Here is a 19,027-nt window from a genome sequence, read left to right on the forward strand (position 1 = left end):
CATGTTACTCATAGTCTGTAGACCCATCGTCGACATCGTTTTAGCGTTCCTAGCATCATGACGCAGGCCACCGACAGGGAAGACGTCGGCGGGTATCGCAAGGTGTTCGGTAAGCGCGTCCGCGATCTTCGCCTCTCGGCTGGCCTTTCGCAAGAACAGCTTGCCGACGCCGCCGGCATCCATCGCACCTACCTGTCTTCCCTGGAACGTGGCCAGCGCAACGTTGGTCTTGACAACATCATTGCCCTCGCCCGAGCGCTCAAGGTCGACGCCGCACGGCTTTTTGAGGACGGTTGATGGGTTTCAAGGAAGACGCTGTCTTCGCTCGGTTGCTGAGCATAGGAGTCTACGCGGCCGGTGCCATCACCGACGACCTGGAGAAGAGTCACGGCCACCGCATCATCGAGCTGGAGCGCTACGCCAAGGCCAACAAGGTGTGGGAGACCAAGGTCAAGCGTGCACGTCTTGCCGACTTGCTGTGCGTTCGCTGTGGGCGGCGGTTTGAGGCCAAGGGCAAGACCAAGTTGGAGATCAAGTTGTCTGACTCCACAGCAGAAGGCCGGGCCTGGCGCGACGGTGGCATGCGCCTTGACGACGTTTTCGCCTTCGCCCGTGTAGACATGGATACCACCCCTGTGGCCGTGTCCAGTTTCATTTATGTCACGCGGCAGGACCTGGAGACCGCCCTACCTTCCTCCAAAGAAGGCAAGCGCAAGTCCGCCTCCGAAGGTTCCGAGCTCGATCGCGTCTGGCCGATGTGGGTGCCAAAGGACGCCGGAATTGTAACCGAGGTTATTGACACCGACAACGCACGTAAGATTAAGGTGACCTACAAGTCCGGCAAGCGGTACACCTACATTCATGCCAAAAATTGGAAGAACTTTTATTCTCTGGCAGAGAATATGTCATTTGAGGTAGGGCAGCCCATCGCCAGCACCTTCAATTTAGCGAATGTGAAATGTCCGGGCGATATTTGGGAATGGCAAGAGAACTTGACTGCTGAAAGCGAGGATGATCTTTTTCCTGCGGTGAAGGCCGCCCGCTTTTTAGGCCCGGCTCAAGCTGAGGGCGCTTTGCTGAACATTGCCCTCGACGACACCAATAGCTGGCGTGTCCAACTTGAGGCACATGCCAGTTTAGCTGCGCAGAGACCAGAATCCGTACATGTTCTTAAACAGATTGCTCAAGGCGAAGATTCGGGCGAGGGCGAATGCATGGAAGCTGTGTTCGCGTTGTCGGAGATCGGTACAGATGAAGCCGTCGAGGCACTGTTCGACGTCGCCCGCAGTGGCAACCCAGTGATTTCCGAAGAGGTGCGCGCGGCGGCCGCTTGGGGGTTAGGCACCGGTGCACGCAAGGCACCCGAGAAGCTGATGCTGCTGCTGCACGACGCCAGTGTGCAGGTGGCCACTCACGCGGCAGCAGTCATGCCTGACCAACTACCCGAGGCATCCCTAGACGAGCTGCGGTCATGGTTGGTCCAGGACGACCCACGCCAAGCGGCTACAGCCGCGCACTTGTTGGCCGGGCGTGGGCGGGTGCCAGAACTCGTTGACGCACTGAAGGAAGCCCCGGAAAGTGTTCGGCAACTCACCGTTCTGGCGCTTGGTGACTCCCCTCGGGAGGCGGTGCAGCGCCATTTGGAGGATCTCGACGAATTGAGTCGAGCCGGTGTCACTACGTTATGGGCAAGAAAACATGACTGGCTGCGCCAGCCCGAGACTGACGGGATTCTTGCTGCTTTGCAAGAACAGATGCTGCGACAGTAGCGAGTGCATGGCGATCGGACGGCAGCCGTGCGAGCTGTTAGGCCCACTTACAGTGCCATCCCGTGAGGGCACGGCTCACACCAGGACGTTGTTGTGCATACTGGCCAACCCGCCCATCGGCAATGGGGCACGTACCCGCGCCCGCGTGGAGCTCGCCCGGGAACTGCTCGCTTACCAAACAGCAGTCATCGGTAACTTGTTCGCCCTGCCCTCGCGTAGCGTCACGGATATTTCCGTACTAGGAGCGACGCCGGAGGGCTGGGTTGCCGCGAGAACGGAACTCAATGCGCAACTCGAGCAGTGCGACGGTGTACTGCTCGCCTATGGCACTGCTCCGCCCACCGGACAGGCTCGTCGTCACCATCGGGCTCAACTGCAATGGCTGCATGACCAGCTCGCAGTCACCACGGTGCCGCTCTACTGGGTAGGGGATGGTCCACGCCACCCATCACGCTGGCAACGCTGGACCGCTCATGTGCACCCAAGGAGAGAGTTCCGCGCCGCGTTGGCCGACAGTCTGGCGCTTGTGCCGGCTACTGGACGACTGGCAACTTAGCAAACCTACGAAGCGTAGGCTCGTGGTACCACCGGGCCGACAAGGGTCCCTCAAATCTCAGTCTCGTCGGTCAAAAGGTCGGCGAGTGTCTCATTCCCGTCCAGCCTCCGAGCCATATCAAGGACGCCGAGCTCAGCAAGCTTCTCGGCCGTGGCGAAAGGTCGATCCGGGTCGCCAATCCTGAGAATTTGGAAAAGCTCCCGTAGGTCCGTGCCGCTCTCCACCGCCTCGGCATGGTATTTCGTCGCATAGCCACCTGCTGGAGCCTCTTCGAGGTTGAGATCAGCACCGATCGCATATGCAATTGCGAAGCGGTAGGCGTCCTGCTGATTGCCTCCAAAGTGGTCGGCGGCAATCTTGACGATCGCCTCGTTGGCTGCTGGGGTAAGGCCAATCTGTTTCTTGTCGTCCTTGTCGTCCTTGTCGTCCTTGTCGTCCTTGTCGTTCGCCATCACTGTGTCCTCTCGATGGTGGCTTCCTCAGGGTCGTCGTTTGGCCGATATATCCGATACGCCTGACCAATGCGGTTGCCCATGATGGTCTGTGCCTGGTCTTCGGTTAGCTCGCCGGACTGCACCAGAAGAATTGCTTGGCTGCCCAATTCGGGTACCCATGAGTTGAGCACGTTCTCTCGGTGCTTTAGATCAAGGCGTGCGAGAGGGCTGTCGAGCACCACGGGGCCACCTCTAACGGCAGCACGCTTGAGGGCTCCGATGAGGGAAAGCGCGATCAGTTGACGGCCGCCCTCGCTTGTCTTCATCGAAGGGCCGCGTTTACCGACAAGATCGATCCGATAGTCGCGACCGATCGTGATGCCCTCGTAGCCCTCAGGGTCGCGTATGAGCTTCATGAACATGTGAGTGGCCGTGGACTCCACCTCGGCGCGCGTGCGTTCCTGGTAACGCTCGATAGTGCGGGCGACCAGATCAGACACATACTCGAAGAAGTATGCCTCGGCCGCCAATGCCGGCTGTCCGCTGCCGAGTCTACGGAGGACGCCTGCAAACTTGTTTTGCTCAGTGCTGATCTGGAGTTCTCGCGCAGTAAGCTCGCGTAGCTGGCCCTCAAAGGATTTGATGTTGCGCTCGAGCTGCTCCTGCTGATTGCCGAGCAGTCGGATGGCAGCCGCGTCATGGTCCTTGAGGCGGTCTTTGATCGTGGCAAGACGACGGTTGCGGTCGTACTGCGTGCTGACCACCTTGTTGAGCTGAGTTTGCTTGTCCCGGTAGGAGTCGATCGTCTTGGTGTCGATCAAAGCCCGGATGCGACGCTCAAGCCCGAGGTCGGGACGGTCACCGGCCGCATTCCGCAATTGCTGCAGCTCGACCTCGGCCTCTTTTAGAGCCTGCTGAGTGGCGGCATCCGGTGGTGGAAGCTCCTGCTGGCACCTCGGGCAGGTCCCGCCCTTGATCTGTTTCTGGAGTAGCTCGACGCGGTCGCGCGTGGCTTGAATTTCTTCCTGCTTAGTCTGTGCAGCGTCGTTCTTCGTTTGAACCTCAACTAGGACACTCATCAGCTTAGAACTTGCTGGAGCGAGCCACCCACGCACTAGGAGATCGCGCATCTCGTCGCGGAGATGCTTTTCGTCGGTCTCGCCACCCCTAATCAGCGCCTCGAGACCCTCCATCTCGCGAGCATCCGCTTTCAGGTCATCCACAGCGGCAATGCGATCCTGCACATTCTCTAGGTTGGACTCCGCCTCGCGAAGCGAGGCGGCGATCTCGGTTCGGTCCTTCTCCAAGCTTTCCTGGCGAGACTTGAGGTCCTTGAGCTGTCGCCGCGCGCTCTCCGCCTCCTTTTGGTTTTTCATCGCCTTCGCTTGCCGTTGCAGCACATCGTCACGCAGGACACCGATGTCGTGAGAGGCAAGTTGAAGTGCTGGGATACCCAGTACGCTCTCAATGCTGTGTCGAAGCAGGTCACGCTCTCGGTGCGAATTAAGGCGGTCGTAGAAGTCCCGCAAGAGTTCGCCGTCGAAGAGGAAAAACTCAGAAATTTGCGGGTGGAGCAGCCGGCCAATCTCCGCATCGATCGAGGCCTGCTGCACGACGTTAGCTCCGATCCGCAGGTTCGCCGTGACGTGGGGGGCGCCGCCCTCATTGGCAGTCGCCGTTCGCGTGAGATGGTACTGCTGGCCATTGGCGCTGAAGCTGATGGCGACCTGCATGTTAGTCTCGCCGTCAGCCCGGGCCAGCCGGTTCATGTAGTCAGCTAGTCCGCGGGCTGACTCGGCCGGACTTTTACCCGCTTCGGGGGCGCCATAGAGGCACCAGCGCAGCGCTCGGAACAGGCTGGTCTTACCCATGGTGTTCTCACCATGAATAACCACGACCGGTGACTCAGGCTCCGTAGTCAAAATCAAGTTGTCGATGTCGCGATACGGCCCAAAGTTTTTGAGACTGACGCTCTCGATTCGCAGGGTCATTCGTTCATCAGCTCCATCTTGGCCAAAATTCGATCACTCACGTGCTTCTGCAAGTCCCGGAGCTCCCGCTTAAACTTTGAGCGATCCTCATCGAATTGGTAACGCCACGCGAGGCGTACGATTTCCTCGTAGTCCTCGCTTTCAAATGAGTCTAGGGCCAACCCAAACCGCTTTCGATCGGTGGCCTCAACCACCTCTCGGAGTGCGGAGAGCGCCCCTTCGCGGCCGTGGCCGGTGTTCTCGGAATCATTCACCATGTGTCAATCGCTTTCTTCTTCCTCATCGAGCAGGGCAAGCAATTCGAGCGGGTCTCGACTCAGCGAGACGATCGCCGTCAGGCGCTCACGAGCGGCTGGGTTTCGTGCCAGCCGAACGAACTCGAGCGCCCGCAAGGCCTCGCTTTTGGTCAGTGCCCCGCCAATGGGATCGACCAGCATCAAATCGTGCACCTCGGCACTCACTTTGCCGCTGGTGGGAGCACGCCGGAGAACACGGCCGCGTCGCTGTATGTATTCACGCTCAACAGTCGAGCTGGCCAGGATCAAAGCATGGTCGGTAACGGGAATGTCAATGCCCTCGTCGAGGCAACGGATCGCCACAACGATCCCGCCATGATCGGCAAGACTCCGAATCACCGCGTCGCGATCGCTTGGCATACCGGAGTAGAACGCAAGCGTGGGAAGGCCGGCAGCAAGGCAACCGTCAATCACGGCCTGGAGCTGAGTTTTGTCGTCGCAATAGACCAGCCAACGGTCGCCTGACTGGTACTCGCTTTTCAGAATGTCGACCGCCGTCGGGACCTTGTGACGGGCTTGCTTGAGGACGCGTGCTCGCTTGATCAGGAGCATATGAAGTGGACCATCAGGATCACTCGCTGCCTCCCCCTGGCCAATGAGCTGGCCAATTCGCTTCGTAAGCTGTTCGTACTCCTCCTGCTCGTCGTCATCTAGCGTGACTTCGTGCAATCGATAGTCGTACGGCACCAGCAGACCAAACATGAGCGCTTCAGCGAGGCCTATCACCGGCGAGAGAACGGGACCGAAAAAATGGATCAGTCGGTCGGTCCCCTCGTCATCGAACTGGCGACGGAACGTCGCGCTCAGACCCAATGTTGCCCCGCAAGCCGTTTTTTCGAGGGCAGGCAACACCTTTTTGCTGCCAGCGCGATGCATTTCATCAGACACGATCAGCAGGTGACGGCCTGATTTCAACCGGCGTTGAAAATCATCGGACGCGAAGGTCGCGTTGGTCGCGACCACCACACGCCGCAAATCGGTCGAGTTGCCAGGCGCCGTGAAGATCGGCAGGAGCTGCAGCCAGTCACTTTTATTGCTACCTGCTCCAGCCGGAAGGATTTGAACATCTCCAAGCTCCGTCTCGATCTCGCGAATCCACTGGGCGTGGAGATCGCGGCCAGGAACGAGAATAACTGCCGCGCCTCCGTTGTTCGTCCAACGCTTCACTCCCTCGATCGCAGTCAAGGTCTTGCCGGCCCCGGTCGCGAAGTTTACGATCCCGCGGTGATCGCGGGTTTCCCAGTCTTCAAGAACCAAACGCTGGTGTTCCATGAGGGGGCGCTCGGCAACCTGGTTGAGCTTGCGTCCCTGATGAAAGCGGACTTGCTCGAAGGCTCGGTCGAGGTCCTCATGAGCGATGGCGATAAGCTGGTCGCGCGTAACCTCATCGAGTCGGGCAATGTTGACGCCGGGCTCTCTGCCTCGCCAAATGTCCTGGAAGCTGTCGCCGTGCTCGCGGGTGCGGAGTAGTTCCTGCTCATTGCGCCAGCTGCACGAAACGTCGAAGGACTCATGGTTGTAGCCCCAGGCGCGCCACGTCTCGTTAGCACTCCCGCGGAAAGAGACTCGCTTCCCCTCAATGTCCTCGAAGATGCCCAGTTTGTCGTGGAACAGGCCAGTGGGCTTTTCCGCGAAAGCAATGCGCACGTCAATGATGTCATTGGCGATTAGTGTTGCCAATAGCTTGGTGGCAGGAACAGCGGCAGGATTGTTTAGTAGACGTTCAAGATCTTCGCGAACGGTTTCCTGGGCACGTCGTCCTATTTCGTCGGCCTGCTTCATGGCGTCGAAATCCTCGGGCGTTAATGCCGGTGAGCATACGAGTCGCATACGTCCGCCGCGCCGTGCGAAGTCGGTGAATGCTAGACCGACAACTTGGTACAGCGTGCTGGAGAAATAGCCGACGGCCCGGTCGTACCGCACTGCCTCCTGCAGGCAGGGGATATAGAAGTCATCGAGCAGGGCATCACGCCCGGATCGATAGCTGGTCTGCAGATTCAAATCTTGCAATACCACTCCAACCGCCTTCCGCGTAGCCGACTGTGACCTTATTTGTGAATCAGTTTTGTATGCTCGCCGTGGGGAAAGTCAGCAAGGTAGGCCTCGACTAGATCTGCGTGAACTCCGCCATCGGCGATGTTTGGATCTGCGACGCAGACCTTCGCCTTCGTGTGCTGTTTGCCCATCCTTCCCCTCATAGATAACCTCCGGTGCCGCTTAATTATCAGCAAGCGTGAGTAGCTGCGCCGCCATCGACTCGCCGCTGCCGTTGGGCCCGTGGAGCTCGGTGCGCTGTCCCAGGGAAAGTGGTTGGGCCGTAAGCGGGGAACCAGGTCCGCGACGATGCCTTGATATGGAGGGGACTAAACATGAAATGACATTAGCTTCAATCTACGACACGACAGTCCCCGTCGCTTGCAAATCTCCCAGTGAAGTGACGCATGCGTCTGCCACTGGGTCGCTGTCCGGCCCAGAGCGCGTGCCGAGGGCACCAGGCCCCTGAGGAGACGTGTCAGGAGGGTGTTTCTGATGTCCTTGCTCGAAATGGTCGGCACGGGCCGAACGTTGGTGGCTGACGCATGTGGAGGCTGGTGTAACTGGCTGGCTGTTTGGAGGGCGTGTGGACTACCGCCGGCACTGCACGGACGCAGGAGCCATCTCTTAGGATCAATGCGCCGCGATGCCGTAGCCCGACACCAAGGTCGCCGGGTTCTGCAATGGATTCGGCGTCTCCCGGCAGGCCCTCCACCGACACATCTCATCCAGCGGGGTGCGGGTGCTTGCCCGCCAGTGGGGCACTGCAGAGGTGGCCTCGTGGATCCAGCGGCCATCCCCTACGTGGCGTCGGGCAGGGGGTCGTCATCTGGGTCGGTCGCCAGTGCGGTCGGCAATGGCAGCCCGTACTTGTCGCACAGGAAACGGGTCTGGCAGTAGCGCTGGGCATCGGCGGCGACATTGCCGAGGACCGCAGAATTCATACCGGCACCCAGGATGACACCTACGAATGGCACGACCTTGGCCACGTTCTGCACGGGGACGTGGGAGCCTGCTGGGCCCAGGTGTTGCATCAATTTCTCAAGGTTTGCCAGGAGGCGATGGTCCGCGCGGAGCTTCTCCGACCACCTGACGCGACCCTTGATCGCCTCCGCGGCACGTGCGGTCTCATGCAAGGGCTTGGCTTTAGTTGCTTGGGCCATAAAGGAACGGCGGACCAAGCGTTGGATGAAGGCCTGCTCGGCAGGGTCTTTGGCGTCGTAGCCGTAGGCGTACGCGATGCGCGCTGCGATTGAGGTGCTCAGGACCTGGATGACGAGGATGTCCGCTGTCATCGCGACGGGGATCCCGGCCACGGGAACCATGGCCAGCACGCCCATGGCGCCACCTTCGAACGCGCCAGCGGTCCGCCACGAGAGGGTGTTGAAGCTCAGCAACCGGTCGCAGACCTTGAGATCCTGCTGCCGGAGGTCGGTGAAACCGTCGAGGTCGATCCCTTTTTTGCGGGCGAGCTTCTCCACGCTCTTCGGGTCGTTGAGTTCCATGGCCCAGTCGTTGACCAGCTCCAGCAGCGCTGCCGCGGCGTCGAGCGTCGGGCGCGCCGCCTTGCTGACGATCGTGTCGCCGGCGCGACGCATCGGTTCCTTGACCCCCTCGGGCACGACGTCCGTCACCCGCCTGACGGTGCTTCCCGCGACCTCACCGGTGCGATCAAATGCGGTGCTCGCCCAATTCGGCAGACCACGGCGGTTGTTGCGACGCTGCCAGTGCTTGTTGAGCGTCTCCCAGACCTGCGCCTCGTACGCGCTCATCGATGCAGTGCCGTCGATGAGTGGGGCGGCGTGGGGGCTCATAAGAGTTCTCCATTTCGATTGTGAACGTTGGCCCCATGATGCCTGACCAGCCGACCCATGAGTGGCCGCACCGCGGGGGATGGTGTCCGTGGTCACCTGCATGGCTGCCTCTGGGTCAGGAAACGGATGCAGCGATACGTGTATTCGTGCACGCGCCTTCGAGAGCTGACGGGGTGACCCGTCGTGCCGTCCCGCAGGTGCGAGGTGTGGTGGTGGGGATGTCATTGATCGCTTGAGGTGTGGGGTCGGGGTGTGGGGTCGGAGTGTCTCTGTGCCGCTGGGGCAGCCGGTACGGGCCTCCAGGGGACGGGGACTGGATCTGCCCGCGGAGTCCGCAGCGGCCCCTATGCTCATTTCATGTCCTCGCATGAAGATGGCTTGCGTGCCCTTGATTCCCGCACGCTGCTGCGGCAGTACGCCGAAACGCTGACGATCCTCGTGGAGCGCGGCGTGGTGCGCTCTCGGAACGCCCCGGCGGGGGACCTCGCCGAGACGCTGGTCGCCCAGGCCTATGAGGGGCGTCTGGCGCCACCGTCGCAGAAGAGCTGGGACGTGGAGTTGCCTGACGGAACCACGCTGCAGGTCAAATGCCGGGTAATCGATCCGCAGGGACGCCGATCACAGGTGTACTCACCGTTCCGCAGCTGGGACTTCGACCGGTGCGTGTTCGTCCTGCTTGATATCAGCTCTTACGACGTCATCAGCGGCATCGAGGTGCCGACCGCATCGCTGCGCTCCGTGGCTCGACGGTCGGAATGGGTCGCGGGGGATCGGATCGGCCTGACCACGGATCTGGCGAGCCTCGAGGGAGCCTGTGACGTCACCGAGCTGCTGGGGGCGGCCATGGTGGCATTGGAGTAGGGCTCGCCTCAGGTGAGTCGCAAACGTCTCGTGGGCGGGTGACCCCATCAACGGTAAAGGGATGGGCACGCGGAACGGTGGCCTCCTCCGCTGAGCTGGAGGGAACGTCGTGAACAGGTGGAAAGCGCGAAGGGTCTCGGTCCGTCGACGTGTGGTGTAGCAAGAGACGCGGAGGTGCATGGTGGTCAACTACTGGTGGGTCAACCAGGGCAAGACGTATGAAGAGGAGCTGGACGCCGGAGCGATCTGGGCGCCGCTGCGCAACAAAAGAGGCGACGGGCAGCACCACTGGGATCGCATGGACCAGGTCCAGGCCGGTGATCTGATCATTCACTACGCCCGCAAACAGATACGAGCGGTCGGGCGCGCTCTCACCGCCTCCCGCGCCGCCCCTGCCTTGTCGCAAGGGGGTAACTGGAGTCGCTGGGAGGCCGACGGGCGCGAGATTCGCGTGGCATACACCGAGTTGAAGGTCGCGATCCCCTTAGAGGAAATCCCTGCGAACCTGCGCCGTCCCAACGCTCACGGATCACCCTTTGACTCCCGAGGCCAGGTCAACCAGGGGTACTTCTTCCAGCCCTCCGAGGAGACCGCTCTGTGGGTCTTCGAACGAGCCGGACTGACCGCTGACCCCGACGATGAAGACGTCGTACCCGTCGTCCCTCGCGGAGAAGAGGACCACTACGAGCCGGTCATCGTCCCCGGCCCCGATGACACCCGCATCGTGGGCTACCGCCCCGAGCACAGCCAGCTCGTCGACTTCCTGAAGAAAGGCCACAAGATCCTTCGCTGTGTTCTCTGCGGCAGGGCTCTGCCCGTGGGCTTGTTGGTCACCGCGCACATCAAGCGCCGAGCGGACTGCAGCGACACCGAACGCGTCAACCCCCACGTCGTCATGCCGGCCTGTGCTTTGGGATGTAACAGCCTCTACGAACGAGGCTTCATTGTGGTCAATGACGCAGGACGCATCGTCCGCGGTCCCCGCAGCATCGACGCCCCCGATCTTGCGCCCACCCTCGACGCTGTCATCGGCCGAACCGTGCTCAGTTTCTCGGATAAGAACGCCAAGTTCTTTGCTGCCCACCGCCGACAGCACATCCGTATAAAAAATCGTAAGGGAAGCATATAAATGACGTATTCATCATGGAGTAAAAATGCAGCTGTGCGAAGTGCCGAGCAGCGAAATTATCCTCAGGGTGTAATTAATTTGATACAAAGTATTTGTCAATCTATAGATGAAGGAGGGATTCTCCATACTAAAGTATTGGCAAGGCCGAATGTTATTTTCAATGTCAAGTGGGCAATGTACGTTATTGATACTTACAATGCGAATGAACAGCCAAGCGCAATAAATGTACAACGAGCCATTCAAGCAGCTCATCAAACATGTCTAAATTCAGCGTTTGCCAATAATAAAATAGTGCAAAAATGGATATCTTGTTTAGCAAATGGTGGCCAAATTAATGTACGTGCAAGGGGGAAAAAGGACTTCTCGGCATGTCACATTGATAGTTTTCAATCGGATGTGGAACAATTTGTTGCCGATTTAATTGATATGACTGTGTTTGCGGCAAGTTCATGTTCAGGCTTTATGCTGAAATCGATTTCTTCAGAATTGGCGTTGAATGTAATAATGCAAGGAGAAACACCCGAAAGCTATACAAACAAGTTGGATAAAAAGCTTAGAACCACCAAAAATTTAGAGAGCATTATTTATGACACCATTTTACCCGAATCAGATGAGTATTTGGTGCTTTTCAATTTACTTGACTTAAATATCAAAAACATATCTTCCTACGTTTTGCAGCATCACAATATTGAAATTTTGGATTTACGGCATCGAACACCATATAAGCTTTGGGGCTTGGCTGGTACGGCAGTCCAAGCCTTTGTGGAAGACTGCAGGCCTTCAATCCACCATCATTCAGCAAAATCACTTAAAAACAATAGTCCCAGCACGTTTCTAACCTTAAGGGTGCATGGGACCAGTTCTGTAGCGGCAGTTCATCAAGCTCGTGTAGAACTATACCGATTTTTGAGCGTCTTGTACGTACAATACCCGAGTGCTACCCCTACAATATATCCATTTCAAATTGTTGCTAAACTTGGTAGTAAAACAGTGAATATTATGAAAAATGGATTCGCCGTTTCTGGTTTGGACATTGAGGAGGTTAAGTGGCCAAACAATTTGTACCCGTCTCTTATGTCGGCGAATGCTATGAGGCATGCGGGTGGCACGTCTTCTCAAGCAGCCTTGGCTTGGGCATCTTTAGAAGCCGCAGGTTTAGAACCTACCGATGTAAGTTTACAAAAACTGGCGAGAATGATGTCGCTGCACACCCTACGTCAAAGAATTGTATTTAGTTACCGTGATTTAGTCAGTCATGCTAAGAGTAGCAATGAAATTTCTCGAGCATACAAGTATCTTGCGATAAAAAACAGAAAATCGTACCTCAACTTTTCACGCGAGGCGCTTACTAAGCCTAGTTCCGTAGCGCGCAGCAATGCTATAAAAAAGTACCGTATATGTGAAGTCCTATATCTGCGACTCAATCAACTCCAGAAAGCACATGAAAATAAACTTTCTAATGCTATCGAAAATTTAAAAGTATGTCATCAATCGCCACGTGGTGAGTTAAATCTAACCCGTCTTGCTCAATATAAAAGATGGTGCAATATTCTGGAGGACGGCGTAAGTAGTGATTATGTGAATTTTCCCGATATGAATTTTATATTAAGTTGCGCGCCCATTCCCCTTAATCACGAAATAAGTGAAATCCAGTCCCTTATATCTGATCCTGCTAGTTTACAAAAGTATTTAGACATACAAACGAATAACTATGTATTTCAACTTAGAAATTTATATACGGCTCGAAATTTGAATTTCCATTCCGGAAATTACGAATTAATGGGCGCAACACTTCTTGCTAACTTTGGAATGGCTGTAGTTGACGGGTTTTTTGAAATTCTGTCAACATGGTACAAAGATTCTAGGATAAGCGCTAATATCAGTGTAAATGATATTTTAAATAAAATTGAGCAACGATACCTTGAATTAACGTCAGGGCGGACTATTATATCCAATGAAATCGGAGGGTTGACAGGTCCTTAATGTCAAGACCCTGCCTGAACTGGAAGCTTTGAGGGTGTGGGTCGGGCGCCGAAGGCTGAGAGACTGCTAACGCTTCAATTGACTCGAGGGGTTGGATGATCAATTAAGAAACCGGGATGATAGTGCCACCAATTTCGGTTTGGAACTGTCGCAGGGGTGCTTCGTCCCGGGCAACGAATATCCGGTTCGCCGCGTGCAGCACCGGGGTGGCAGTAGGGCCGGTGTTGTCGCGGGTGTTCACGAGCTCTTCCATCTCTTTGTTGGCGCTGGCCACGGCCATCGCTATTATTCCGTTGTCGCACTCCACGTAGGCGTTCCCGTCCTCATCCTGGACGACTCGCTGGTTTGTGCTCGGTCACTGGATATCGGTGGCGAGGATGTCTTCACGCAGGGCCAGGGCGTCATCGTAGGTCGTGGCGGCACTGGCGTAGACATCGAGAGCGCATCGTCGGTGGTGGGCTCGCAGTCGGTCAGCACCACGGCGGAAAGGATGAACAGGGCGGTGGCAGTGCGACGCACGAAGTACTCATGTCGTCTGGGTTTCCAGTCCAGGCAGGGGCTGAGCTGCGTGGGCGCTGCGCCACCCCCGATTTTATGGTTGCGCCCGTGGGGCAGGTGCTGTCCACCACACGCAAGATGGTGGACGGTCCCCACCACGGTGAGGGCCGTCCACCGTGCATCGTTTGTCGCCGGAGATGCTGCCGACTCGGTGAGCGGCGCAGTAGGTGTCCTTTAATATCTGGTCGATCCGGCCGCGGTCGGCATCTTCATGGCCGTTCTCCTTCGCCCAAGTCCGGATCTTCGTGGTGTTCGGGTCGCTGCCCGAAGCGCGGGTACGGGTGGTCTTAAGGCCGGCCTTTGCGAGGAAACGCAGCGCCTCCCGAAGCTTTTCGGCGTGGGCGGTGTACAGGTCGATCTCGTAGCCCTTGCCGTCCAGGTTGATCTGAATGGTGTCGTGGGCGGGGCCGCCGTCGAGGTCGTCCTTGAGGTGCACTTCGACTTTCTGGGTCAGGGGTGGTGTTCCTCTCGGTATCCGGGTGGGGGAGTAGGTCTGGGATGGTCGGGGCCGTCAGTGGACACTTCAGAGGTCGCATTTTCCACCCATGCTTTCGCTGGTTCTACGGCCTCCGCCGGCGTCATCGCCTTGGAGCGGTTGCCGGTGATCACGGTGCCCTCTTCCGTAAGGCCCACGCAGAGCATGCTGTCCTCCACGAAGGGCTTCCACCTCCGAATGGTGGTGGTGTCGATGCCGTAGTGAGCGGTGAAGGCCGGGGTTGAGATGATCGCCTGATCAAATGCGCGCTTGGACCCTCTGCGGACGGCATAGGCGGGGGGGGGGGGGGAGTCATCGGTCGCGCACACCGCTATGACTTGGCGGGCGCGGTCGTAGAGCAGTTCCACCGTCTTAGCGTTGTCGACGAGGTCGTGGGCGACTTTGTTTAGTGAGATCACGCCACGCTTCTCAATCGTGACGCTGGGCGCCTTGGCCAGCGGGGTCATCCTCTTGATAAAAGTCTCGAACGGCATGATCTCTCCCACTGCTGCTCTATTAATTTGATGTTATTCATCGTATTCATCGCAGGGAACATGCCGCCAATCGCCAGGCCTTAAGTTGCACGTTGTCTTGGAAGGCAAGGGTTGCAAGACGTCTCGTCGCTGCGCCGTGCGGCGTATAAAGGCTGAGGTCGGGATGTCTTATAACTATGAGACTCAGGCCTAAGTAAAGCGCCCGTATTCATCGATAGTTGCGAGACGCCTTTTGTCGGTGGTCGAGGATGGTGTCGGTGCAGAACGGGAAGTGTGGGTGGGGCAATGAGCCCGACGTGATGGAGGGGCGGTGCCTGATGGCACCGCCCCTCCATCACATCCCCTCACGAAATATTCAGAGCGCCCACATTTCCTCAATGCGTTGCGCCCGCTCCCTCCGCGCCTCCAGCGCCTCCTCCATCGACACCGCCCGGAACCGCGTCGACGTCCCCGGCGCCGCCCGCGCCAGCAGGTCCATGTCCGCGGAGATAACCGTGCCCACCATGGCGTAGCCGCCCCCGGAGACCGCGTCCCGGTGCAGCACGATCGGCTGGGTGCCGCCGGGGATCTGGATGGAGCCCACGGCGTAGCCGGCGTCGACGATGTTGGACGGGTCCTGGCCGGCCCCGAAGGGCTGCTCGCGCTCGATCCACTCCACGCCGGGGCCTTGGTAGCGCAGGCCCATGCGGTCGGCCACGGGGGTGAGCTTCCACTCCTCCTCGACCAGCCGGCGCCGGCCCTCGTCGGTGAGCAGGTGGTCGTAGAGACCCCACACCATCCGCAGCTCCTGGCTCCCGCCCAGGGCGGGCCGGGAGGACTCCGGGATCTCCTCGATCGAGGGCAGCAGCCCGGTCGCGGCGCCCACGGGCACGACGTCGCCGGCCTCCAGCTTCCGCCCGCCCATCCCGCCGAGCCGCCCGATGGCGTAGGTGGAGCGGGAGCCGAGCACCTCGGGCACGTCGATGCCGCCGCGCACCGCCAGGTAGAACCGGGCCCCGCCCCTGAGCACCCCGAACTTCACCGTGTCCCCCTCGGCGAGCTCGAGCCGCGTCCAGGGCGCCTGCTCCTGGCCGTTGACCAGCACGGGCACGGCGGCGCCGGTGACGGCGATCGTCGTCGGCGCGTCCACCGTGAAGGCGGGCCCCATGTAGGTGCACTCCAGCACGGCCTCGGCCGCGGTGTTGCCCACCAGCTTGTTGGCGGCCTGCGCCGACTCCTGGTCCATGGACCCGCCCTGCGGGATGCCCACGTTGTAGTATCCGCGCCGCCCGAGGTCCTGGACGGTGGTCAGCAGCCCGGGCTGCTCAATTGTCAGCGCCATCGAGGGCCTCCAGCAGGGATCGGTTGTAGGCGTCGGGGTTCTCGAGGGCGGCGTCGAGGTCGAGGGTCACGGGCGCCTGCCTGTACCGCCAGGTGCCGGCTTCGACCTGCTCCTGGATGGCGCGGTACTCGGCCTCCTCGACGGGCCGGAACTTCACGAGGTCCCCGGGGCGGAAGAGGATGAGGAAGTCCTTGAAGTCGGGCAGCAGCTGCTCGGGGTCGTAGATCGGCGCGGCCGCGACCCCGAACATCTGGTACCCCCCGGCCCCGCGCACCGAGTAGATGCACCCGAAGCACCCGCCGTGGCCCACGGTCAGCGGGGGAGTGTCCGTGCGGGGGCTGAGGTACTTGGGTACCTGCAGCTGCCGCTCCCGTGGGACGAGCTGGTAGAGGAACGGCAGCCCGGCCACGAACCCGACCATGGACGCGATCCACGGGGACTCGTGGTGGCGGCGGACGAACTCCGCGGCGTCCTCGAGGCCGTTGACCTTCGCGGCGTAGTCGAGGTCGGACCCGCCCGGCTCCTGGTGGTAGCCCTCGCGGAAGCGCTGGGAGACCTCGGCGGTGAACGGGTCCTGGTACCACACCGGGATCTCGAGGATCCGGGTCTCCACCGTGTGCCGCGTGGAGGTGCGGGCCTGCGCCTCCAGCTCCTGGGTGCGGCGCTTGAGGTCCCCGGCGTCGAGGACGTCGGGGTCGAAGCGCACCAGCAGGGACGCGTTGGCGGGGCAGACGTCGACGACGCCGTCCAGGGCCAGCTGCTCGAGTCCGTGGGCGACCGTCGTGGCGAGGTAGTTGGCCGTGAGGTTCATGGCCTCGTCGAACTCCACGAACAGGAACTCGTCCCCGCCCCAGGTGTACCGGGCGGTGGGCAGGTAGAAGGTCTCGGTCGCCTGTCCGGTCATCGTGCGCCCCCCGTGCTCAGCATCTCGGTCTCGATGTAGGTGGTCCAGTGCTCCACGGCCGCGAACCTGGGGTCCGTCACCAGCCGCGCCAGCAGCGGCACCGTCGTCCTGATCCCCTCGATGTGCGTGGCGGCCAGCCCCTCGCTCATCCGCCGCACGGCCTCCTGCCGGTCGTGGCCGTGGACGATGAGCTTCGCCAGCAGGGAGTCGTAGAACGGGGCCACGGTGTCCCCGGAGCGCACGCCGGTGTCCACGCGGTAGTCCTCGCCCTGCGGCCAGTCCAGGCGGGTGAGCGTGCCGGGGCTGGGCAGGAAGTTGCGCTCGGGGTCCTCGGCGTTGATCCGGCACTCGATGGCGTGGCCGTCGAAGCGGATGTCCTCCTGGTGCAGCTCCGTGCGCCCGGTCGAGGCGATGCGCAGCTGCTCGGCCACGAGGTCCACGCCGGTGACGAACTCGGTCACCGGGTGCTCGACCTGCAGGCGGGTGTTCATCTCGATGAACGCCGCCTCGTGCCGGACGGGGTCGTAGAGGTACTCGACCGTGCCCACACCCTTGTACTTCGCCAGCCGGGCGAGGTTCACGGCCGAGGCGCGGACGCGCTCGCGCACGGCGTCGGGCAGGTCTGGGGCCGGGGCCTCCTCGACGATCTTCTGCGAGCGCCGCTGCAGGGAGCAGTCGCGGTCGCCCAGGTGCAGGAACGTCCGCCCGTCGCCGAGCATCTGGACCTCCACGTGCCGGGCGCGCTCGACGAAGCGCTCGAGGTAGACGGTCGGGTCCCCGAAGCTCGCGGAGGCCTCGGCCTTGGCGACGTCCACGGTCTTGAGCAGGTCCTCCTCCGCCCGGATCAGGCGGATGCCGCGCCCGCCGCCCCCGGCCGAGGCCTTGATGACGAGCGGGTAGCCGACCTGCCGGGCCAGGGCGAGCACGGCGTCGTCGTCGCCGGTGAGGGGCCCGTTGGAGCCGGGGAGGACGGGCACGTCCGCGGCGACGGCGGCCTCCAGGGCGCGGGTCTTGTGGCCCATGAGGTCGATGACGTCGGGATCGGGGCCCACCCAGGTCATGCCGGCGTCCTGGACGCGGCGGGCGAAGGCCGCGTTCTCGGAGAGGAACCCGTAGCCGGGGTGGACGGCGTCGCAGCCGGCCTGGGTGCCGGCGGCCACGACGGCCTCGGCGTTGAGGTAGGACGCCTGGGCGGGGGCGGGGCCGACGACGGCGACCTCGTCGGCGAGCTCGGCGGCCATCGACTGCCGGTCGATCTCGCTGACGGCCAGCACGGTGCGCAGGCCCAGGTCCTGGGCGGAGCGCAGGATGCGCACCGCGATCTCGCCGCGGTTGGCGACGAGCAGCGAGGAGATCGCCACGGCTCAGCCCTCGGCGACGACGGCGATGGTGTCCCCGGGGTTCACCATCGCCGAGTCCTCGACGACGAAGCGCTCCAGGGTGCCGGTGGAGTCGGAGTGGACCTCGGTGAACTGCTTCATGATCTCGACCATGCCGATGACCTGGCCGGCCTCCACGCGGTCGCCCTCCTGGACGTAGGGGTCCTTGTCGGGGCCGGGCTTGCGGTAGAAGACGCCCGGCAGCGGGGACTGGATCTCGGCCATGGTGTGTCCTTTCGAGCGGAACGGGCAGACGGGGATCGTGGGTCAGCGGGCGGTGGTTGCCAGGTGGGCGTCGATCGCCTCGCGGACGGCGCGGGCGACGGCCGGGGCGCCGGGGGCGTCGGAGTGCACGCACACGGAGTCGAAGCGCATCAACAGCGGCGTGCCGTCCTCGGCTGCGACGGCCCCGGTGGTGAGGGCCTGGGTGACCCGCTCGGCCGCGGCCTGCGGGTCCGTGGCGTGCGGGGTGCGCTGGATGATCAGCCCGCCCTCGGCGTTGTAGTCCAGGTCCACGTAGAGCTCGGCGACGAAGGGCACCCCGCGCTCGGCGCACACGGCCTCGTGGGCGGTGCCGGCCATGCCGAGCACGGCCACCCCGTAGTCGGCGGCGACGGCGGCGACGGACTCCATGAGGGCGGCGTCGCGGGCGACCATGCCGTAGAGCGAGCCGTGGGGCTTGATGTGGTGCAGCTCGGCGCCGTGCTGGAGGAGGAAGCCGGTGAGCGCGCCGACCTGGTAGCGGACCAGGGACTCGACCTCCTCCGCGGTGAGGACCATGGCTCGGCGGCCGAAGCCCCACTGGTCGGGCAGGGACGGGTGGGCCCCGATCCGCACGTCGTGGCCCACGGCGGCGGCGACGGTGGCCGACATGATGTCCGGGTCCCCGGCGTGGAAGCCGCACGCGACGTTGGCGAGGTCCACGGTCTGCAGCAGCTCCGGGTCGTTGCCGAAGCGGTGCAGGCCGATGCCCTCGCCCATGTCGGAGTTGACGGTGGGTCGGCTCGGTGAGGTGACCATGCTCAAGGG

At 61.1% G+C, this 19,027-nt stretch carries 18 protein-coding genes; 5 read left to right on the forward strand and 13 right to left on the reverse strand.

All coding sequences use genetic code 11. The features are described 5' to 3' along the window. Positions 1-57: 57 nt before the first annotated feature. Both ACYSMR_RS09925 and ACYSMR_RS09930 read left to right on the forward strand, forming a co-directional pair. Positions 58-297, forward strand: coding sequence for a helix-turn-helix domain-containing protein (locus tag ACYSMR_RS09925; RefSeq protein ID WP_461744936.1), 240 nt, complete (start codon positions 58-60; stop codon positions 295-297). Further along, complete coding sequence (locus ACYSMR_RS09930; RefSeq protein WP_461744938.1) at positions 297-1,769, forward strand: HEAT repeat domain-containing protein; 1,473 nt, start codon at positions 297-299, stop codon at positions 1,767-1,769. Before ACYSMR_RS09925 ends, ACYSMR_RS09930 begins: the two co-directional genes overlap by 1 nt. Before the next feature lie 606 nt (positions 1,770-2,375). On the opposite strand, the gene ACYSMR_RS09935 is transcribed toward ACYSMR_RS09930, so the two are convergent. The 5 genes from ACYSMR_RS09935 to ACYSMR_RS09955 all read right to left on the reverse strand — a co-directional run bounded on the left by ACYSMR_RS09935 (position 2,376) and on the right by ACYSMR_RS09955 (position 8,894). Beyond that, positions 2,376-2,777, reverse strand: coding sequence for a hypothetical protein (locus tag ACYSMR_RS09935; RefSeq protein WP_461744940.1), 402 nt, complete (start codon positions 2,775-2,777; stop codon positions 2,376-2,378). Continuing rightward, positions 2,777-4,750, reverse strand: coding sequence for an AAA family ATPase (locus ACYSMR_RS09940; protein ID WP_461744942.1), 1,974 nt, complete (start codon positions 4,748-4,750; stop codon positions 2,777-2,779). The genes ACYSMR_RS09935 and ACYSMR_RS09940 overlap by 1 nt, the downstream gene beginning before the upstream one ends. Then, positions 4,747-5,007, reverse strand: a complete 261-nt coding sequence (locus ACYSMR_RS09945; RefSeq protein WP_461744944.1) for a hypothetical protein — start codon at positions 5,005-5,007, stop codon at positions 4,747-4,749. Before ACYSMR_RS09945 ends, ACYSMR_RS09940 begins: the two co-directional genes overlap by 4 nt. A 3-nt stretch (positions 5,008-5,010) precedes the next feature. Continuing rightward, complete coding sequence (locus ACYSMR_RS09950; RefSeq protein ID WP_461744946.1) at positions 5,011-7,062, reverse strand: DEAD/DEAH box helicase family protein; 2,052 nt, start codon at positions 7,060-7,062, stop codon at positions 5,011-5,013. An 818-nt stretch (positions 7,063-7,880) separates the two neighbouring features. Then, the gene (locus ACYSMR_RS09955; RefSeq protein ID WP_461744948.1) at positions 7,881-8,894 is read right to left on the reverse strand and encodes an EcsC family protein; all 1,014 of its coding nucleotides are present in this window, start codon (positions 8,892-8,894) and stop codon (positions 7,881-7,883) included. 357 nt (positions 8,895-9,251) lie between these two features. On the opposite strand from ACYSMR_RS09955, the gene ACYSMR_RS09960 reads away from it, so the two are divergent. The 3 genes from ACYSMR_RS09960 to ACYSMR_RS09970 all read left to right on the forward strand — a co-directional run bounded on the left by ACYSMR_RS09960 (position 9,252) and on the right by ACYSMR_RS09970 (position 12,867). Then, on the forward strand, positions 9,252-9,755 hold the full coding sequence (locus ACYSMR_RS09960) for a hypothetical protein (RefSeq protein WP_461744950.1): 504 nt from the start codon (positions 9,252-9,254) through the stop codon (positions 9,753-9,755). Between the two features lie 178 nt (positions 9,756-9,933). Beyond that, entirely contained in the window at positions 9,934-10,884 is a 951-nt protein-coding gene (locus ACYSMR_RS09965; RefSeq protein ID WP_461744952.1) for a hypothetical protein, read from the forward strand. Beyond that, complete coding sequence (locus ACYSMR_RS09970; protein WP_461744954.1) at positions 10,885-12,867, forward strand: hypothetical protein; 1,983 nt, start codon at positions 10,885-10,887, stop codon at positions 12,865-12,867. A gap of 103 nt (positions 12,868-12,970) precedes the next feature. Here ACYSMR_RS09970 and ACYSMR_RS09975 read toward each other — a convergent pair whose 3' ends face one another. From ACYSMR_RS09975 to pxpA, 8 genes are all read right to left on the reverse strand, one after another. Continuing rightward, positions 12,971-13,141, reverse strand: coding sequence for a hypothetical protein (locus ACYSMR_RS09975; protein WP_461744956.1), 171 nt, complete (start codon positions 13,139-13,141; stop codon positions 12,971-12,973). Positions 13,142-13,459: 318 nt separating this feature from the next. Beyond that, positions 13,460-13,861, reverse strand: coding sequence for a histone-like nucleoid-structuring protein Lsr2 (locus ACYSMR_RS09980; protein ID WP_461744958.1), 402 nt, complete (start codon positions 13,859-13,861; stop codon positions 13,460-13,462). A gap of 14 nt (positions 13,862-13,875) precedes the next feature. Then, positions 13,876-14,406: a hypothetical protein gene (locus ACYSMR_RS09985; RefSeq protein ID WP_461744960.1), complete on the reverse strand. Its 531-nt coding sequence runs from the start codon at positions 14,404-14,406 to the stop codon at positions 13,876-13,878. A gap of 343 nt (positions 14,407-14,749) precedes the next feature. Beyond that, entirely contained in the window at positions 14,750-15,715 is a 966-nt protein-coding gene (locus ACYSMR_RS09990) for a 5-oxoprolinase subunit C family protein (RefSeq protein ID WP_461744962.1), read from the reverse strand. Next, positions 15,699-16,619 (reverse strand): 5-oxoprolinase subunit B family protein, encoded by a 921-nt coding sequence (locus ACYSMR_RS09995; protein ID WP_251332294.1) that lies wholly within the window; start codon positions 16,617-16,619, stop codon positions 15,699-15,701. The genes ACYSMR_RS09990 and ACYSMR_RS09995 overlap by 17 nt, the downstream gene beginning before the upstream one ends. Next, the gene (locus ACYSMR_RS10000) at positions 16,616-17,980 is read right to left on the reverse strand and encodes an acetyl-CoA carboxylase biotin carboxylase subunit (RefSeq protein ID WP_461744964.1); all 1,365 of its coding nucleotides are present in this window, start codon (positions 17,978-17,980) and stop codon (positions 16,616-16,618) included. Before ACYSMR_RS10000 ends, ACYSMR_RS09995 begins: the two co-directional genes overlap by 4 nt. Before the next feature lie 3 nt (positions 17,981-17,983). After that, positions 17,984-18,223 (reverse strand): acetyl-CoA carboxylase, encoded by a 240-nt coding sequence (locus tag ACYSMR_RS10005; RefSeq protein WP_461744966.1) that lies wholly within the window; start codon positions 18,221-18,223, stop codon positions 17,984-17,986. Positions 18,224-18,265: 42 nt separating this feature from the next. Continuing rightward, positions 18,266-19,018 (reverse strand): 5-oxoprolinase subunit PxpA, encoded by a 753-nt coding sequence (gene pxpA / locus ACYSMR_RS10010; protein ID WP_461744968.1) that lies wholly within the window; start codon positions 19,016-19,018, stop codon positions 18,266-18,268. Positions 19,019-19,027: the final 9 nt, after the last annotated feature.

Source organism: Kocuria sp. U4B (assembly GCF_054875615.1).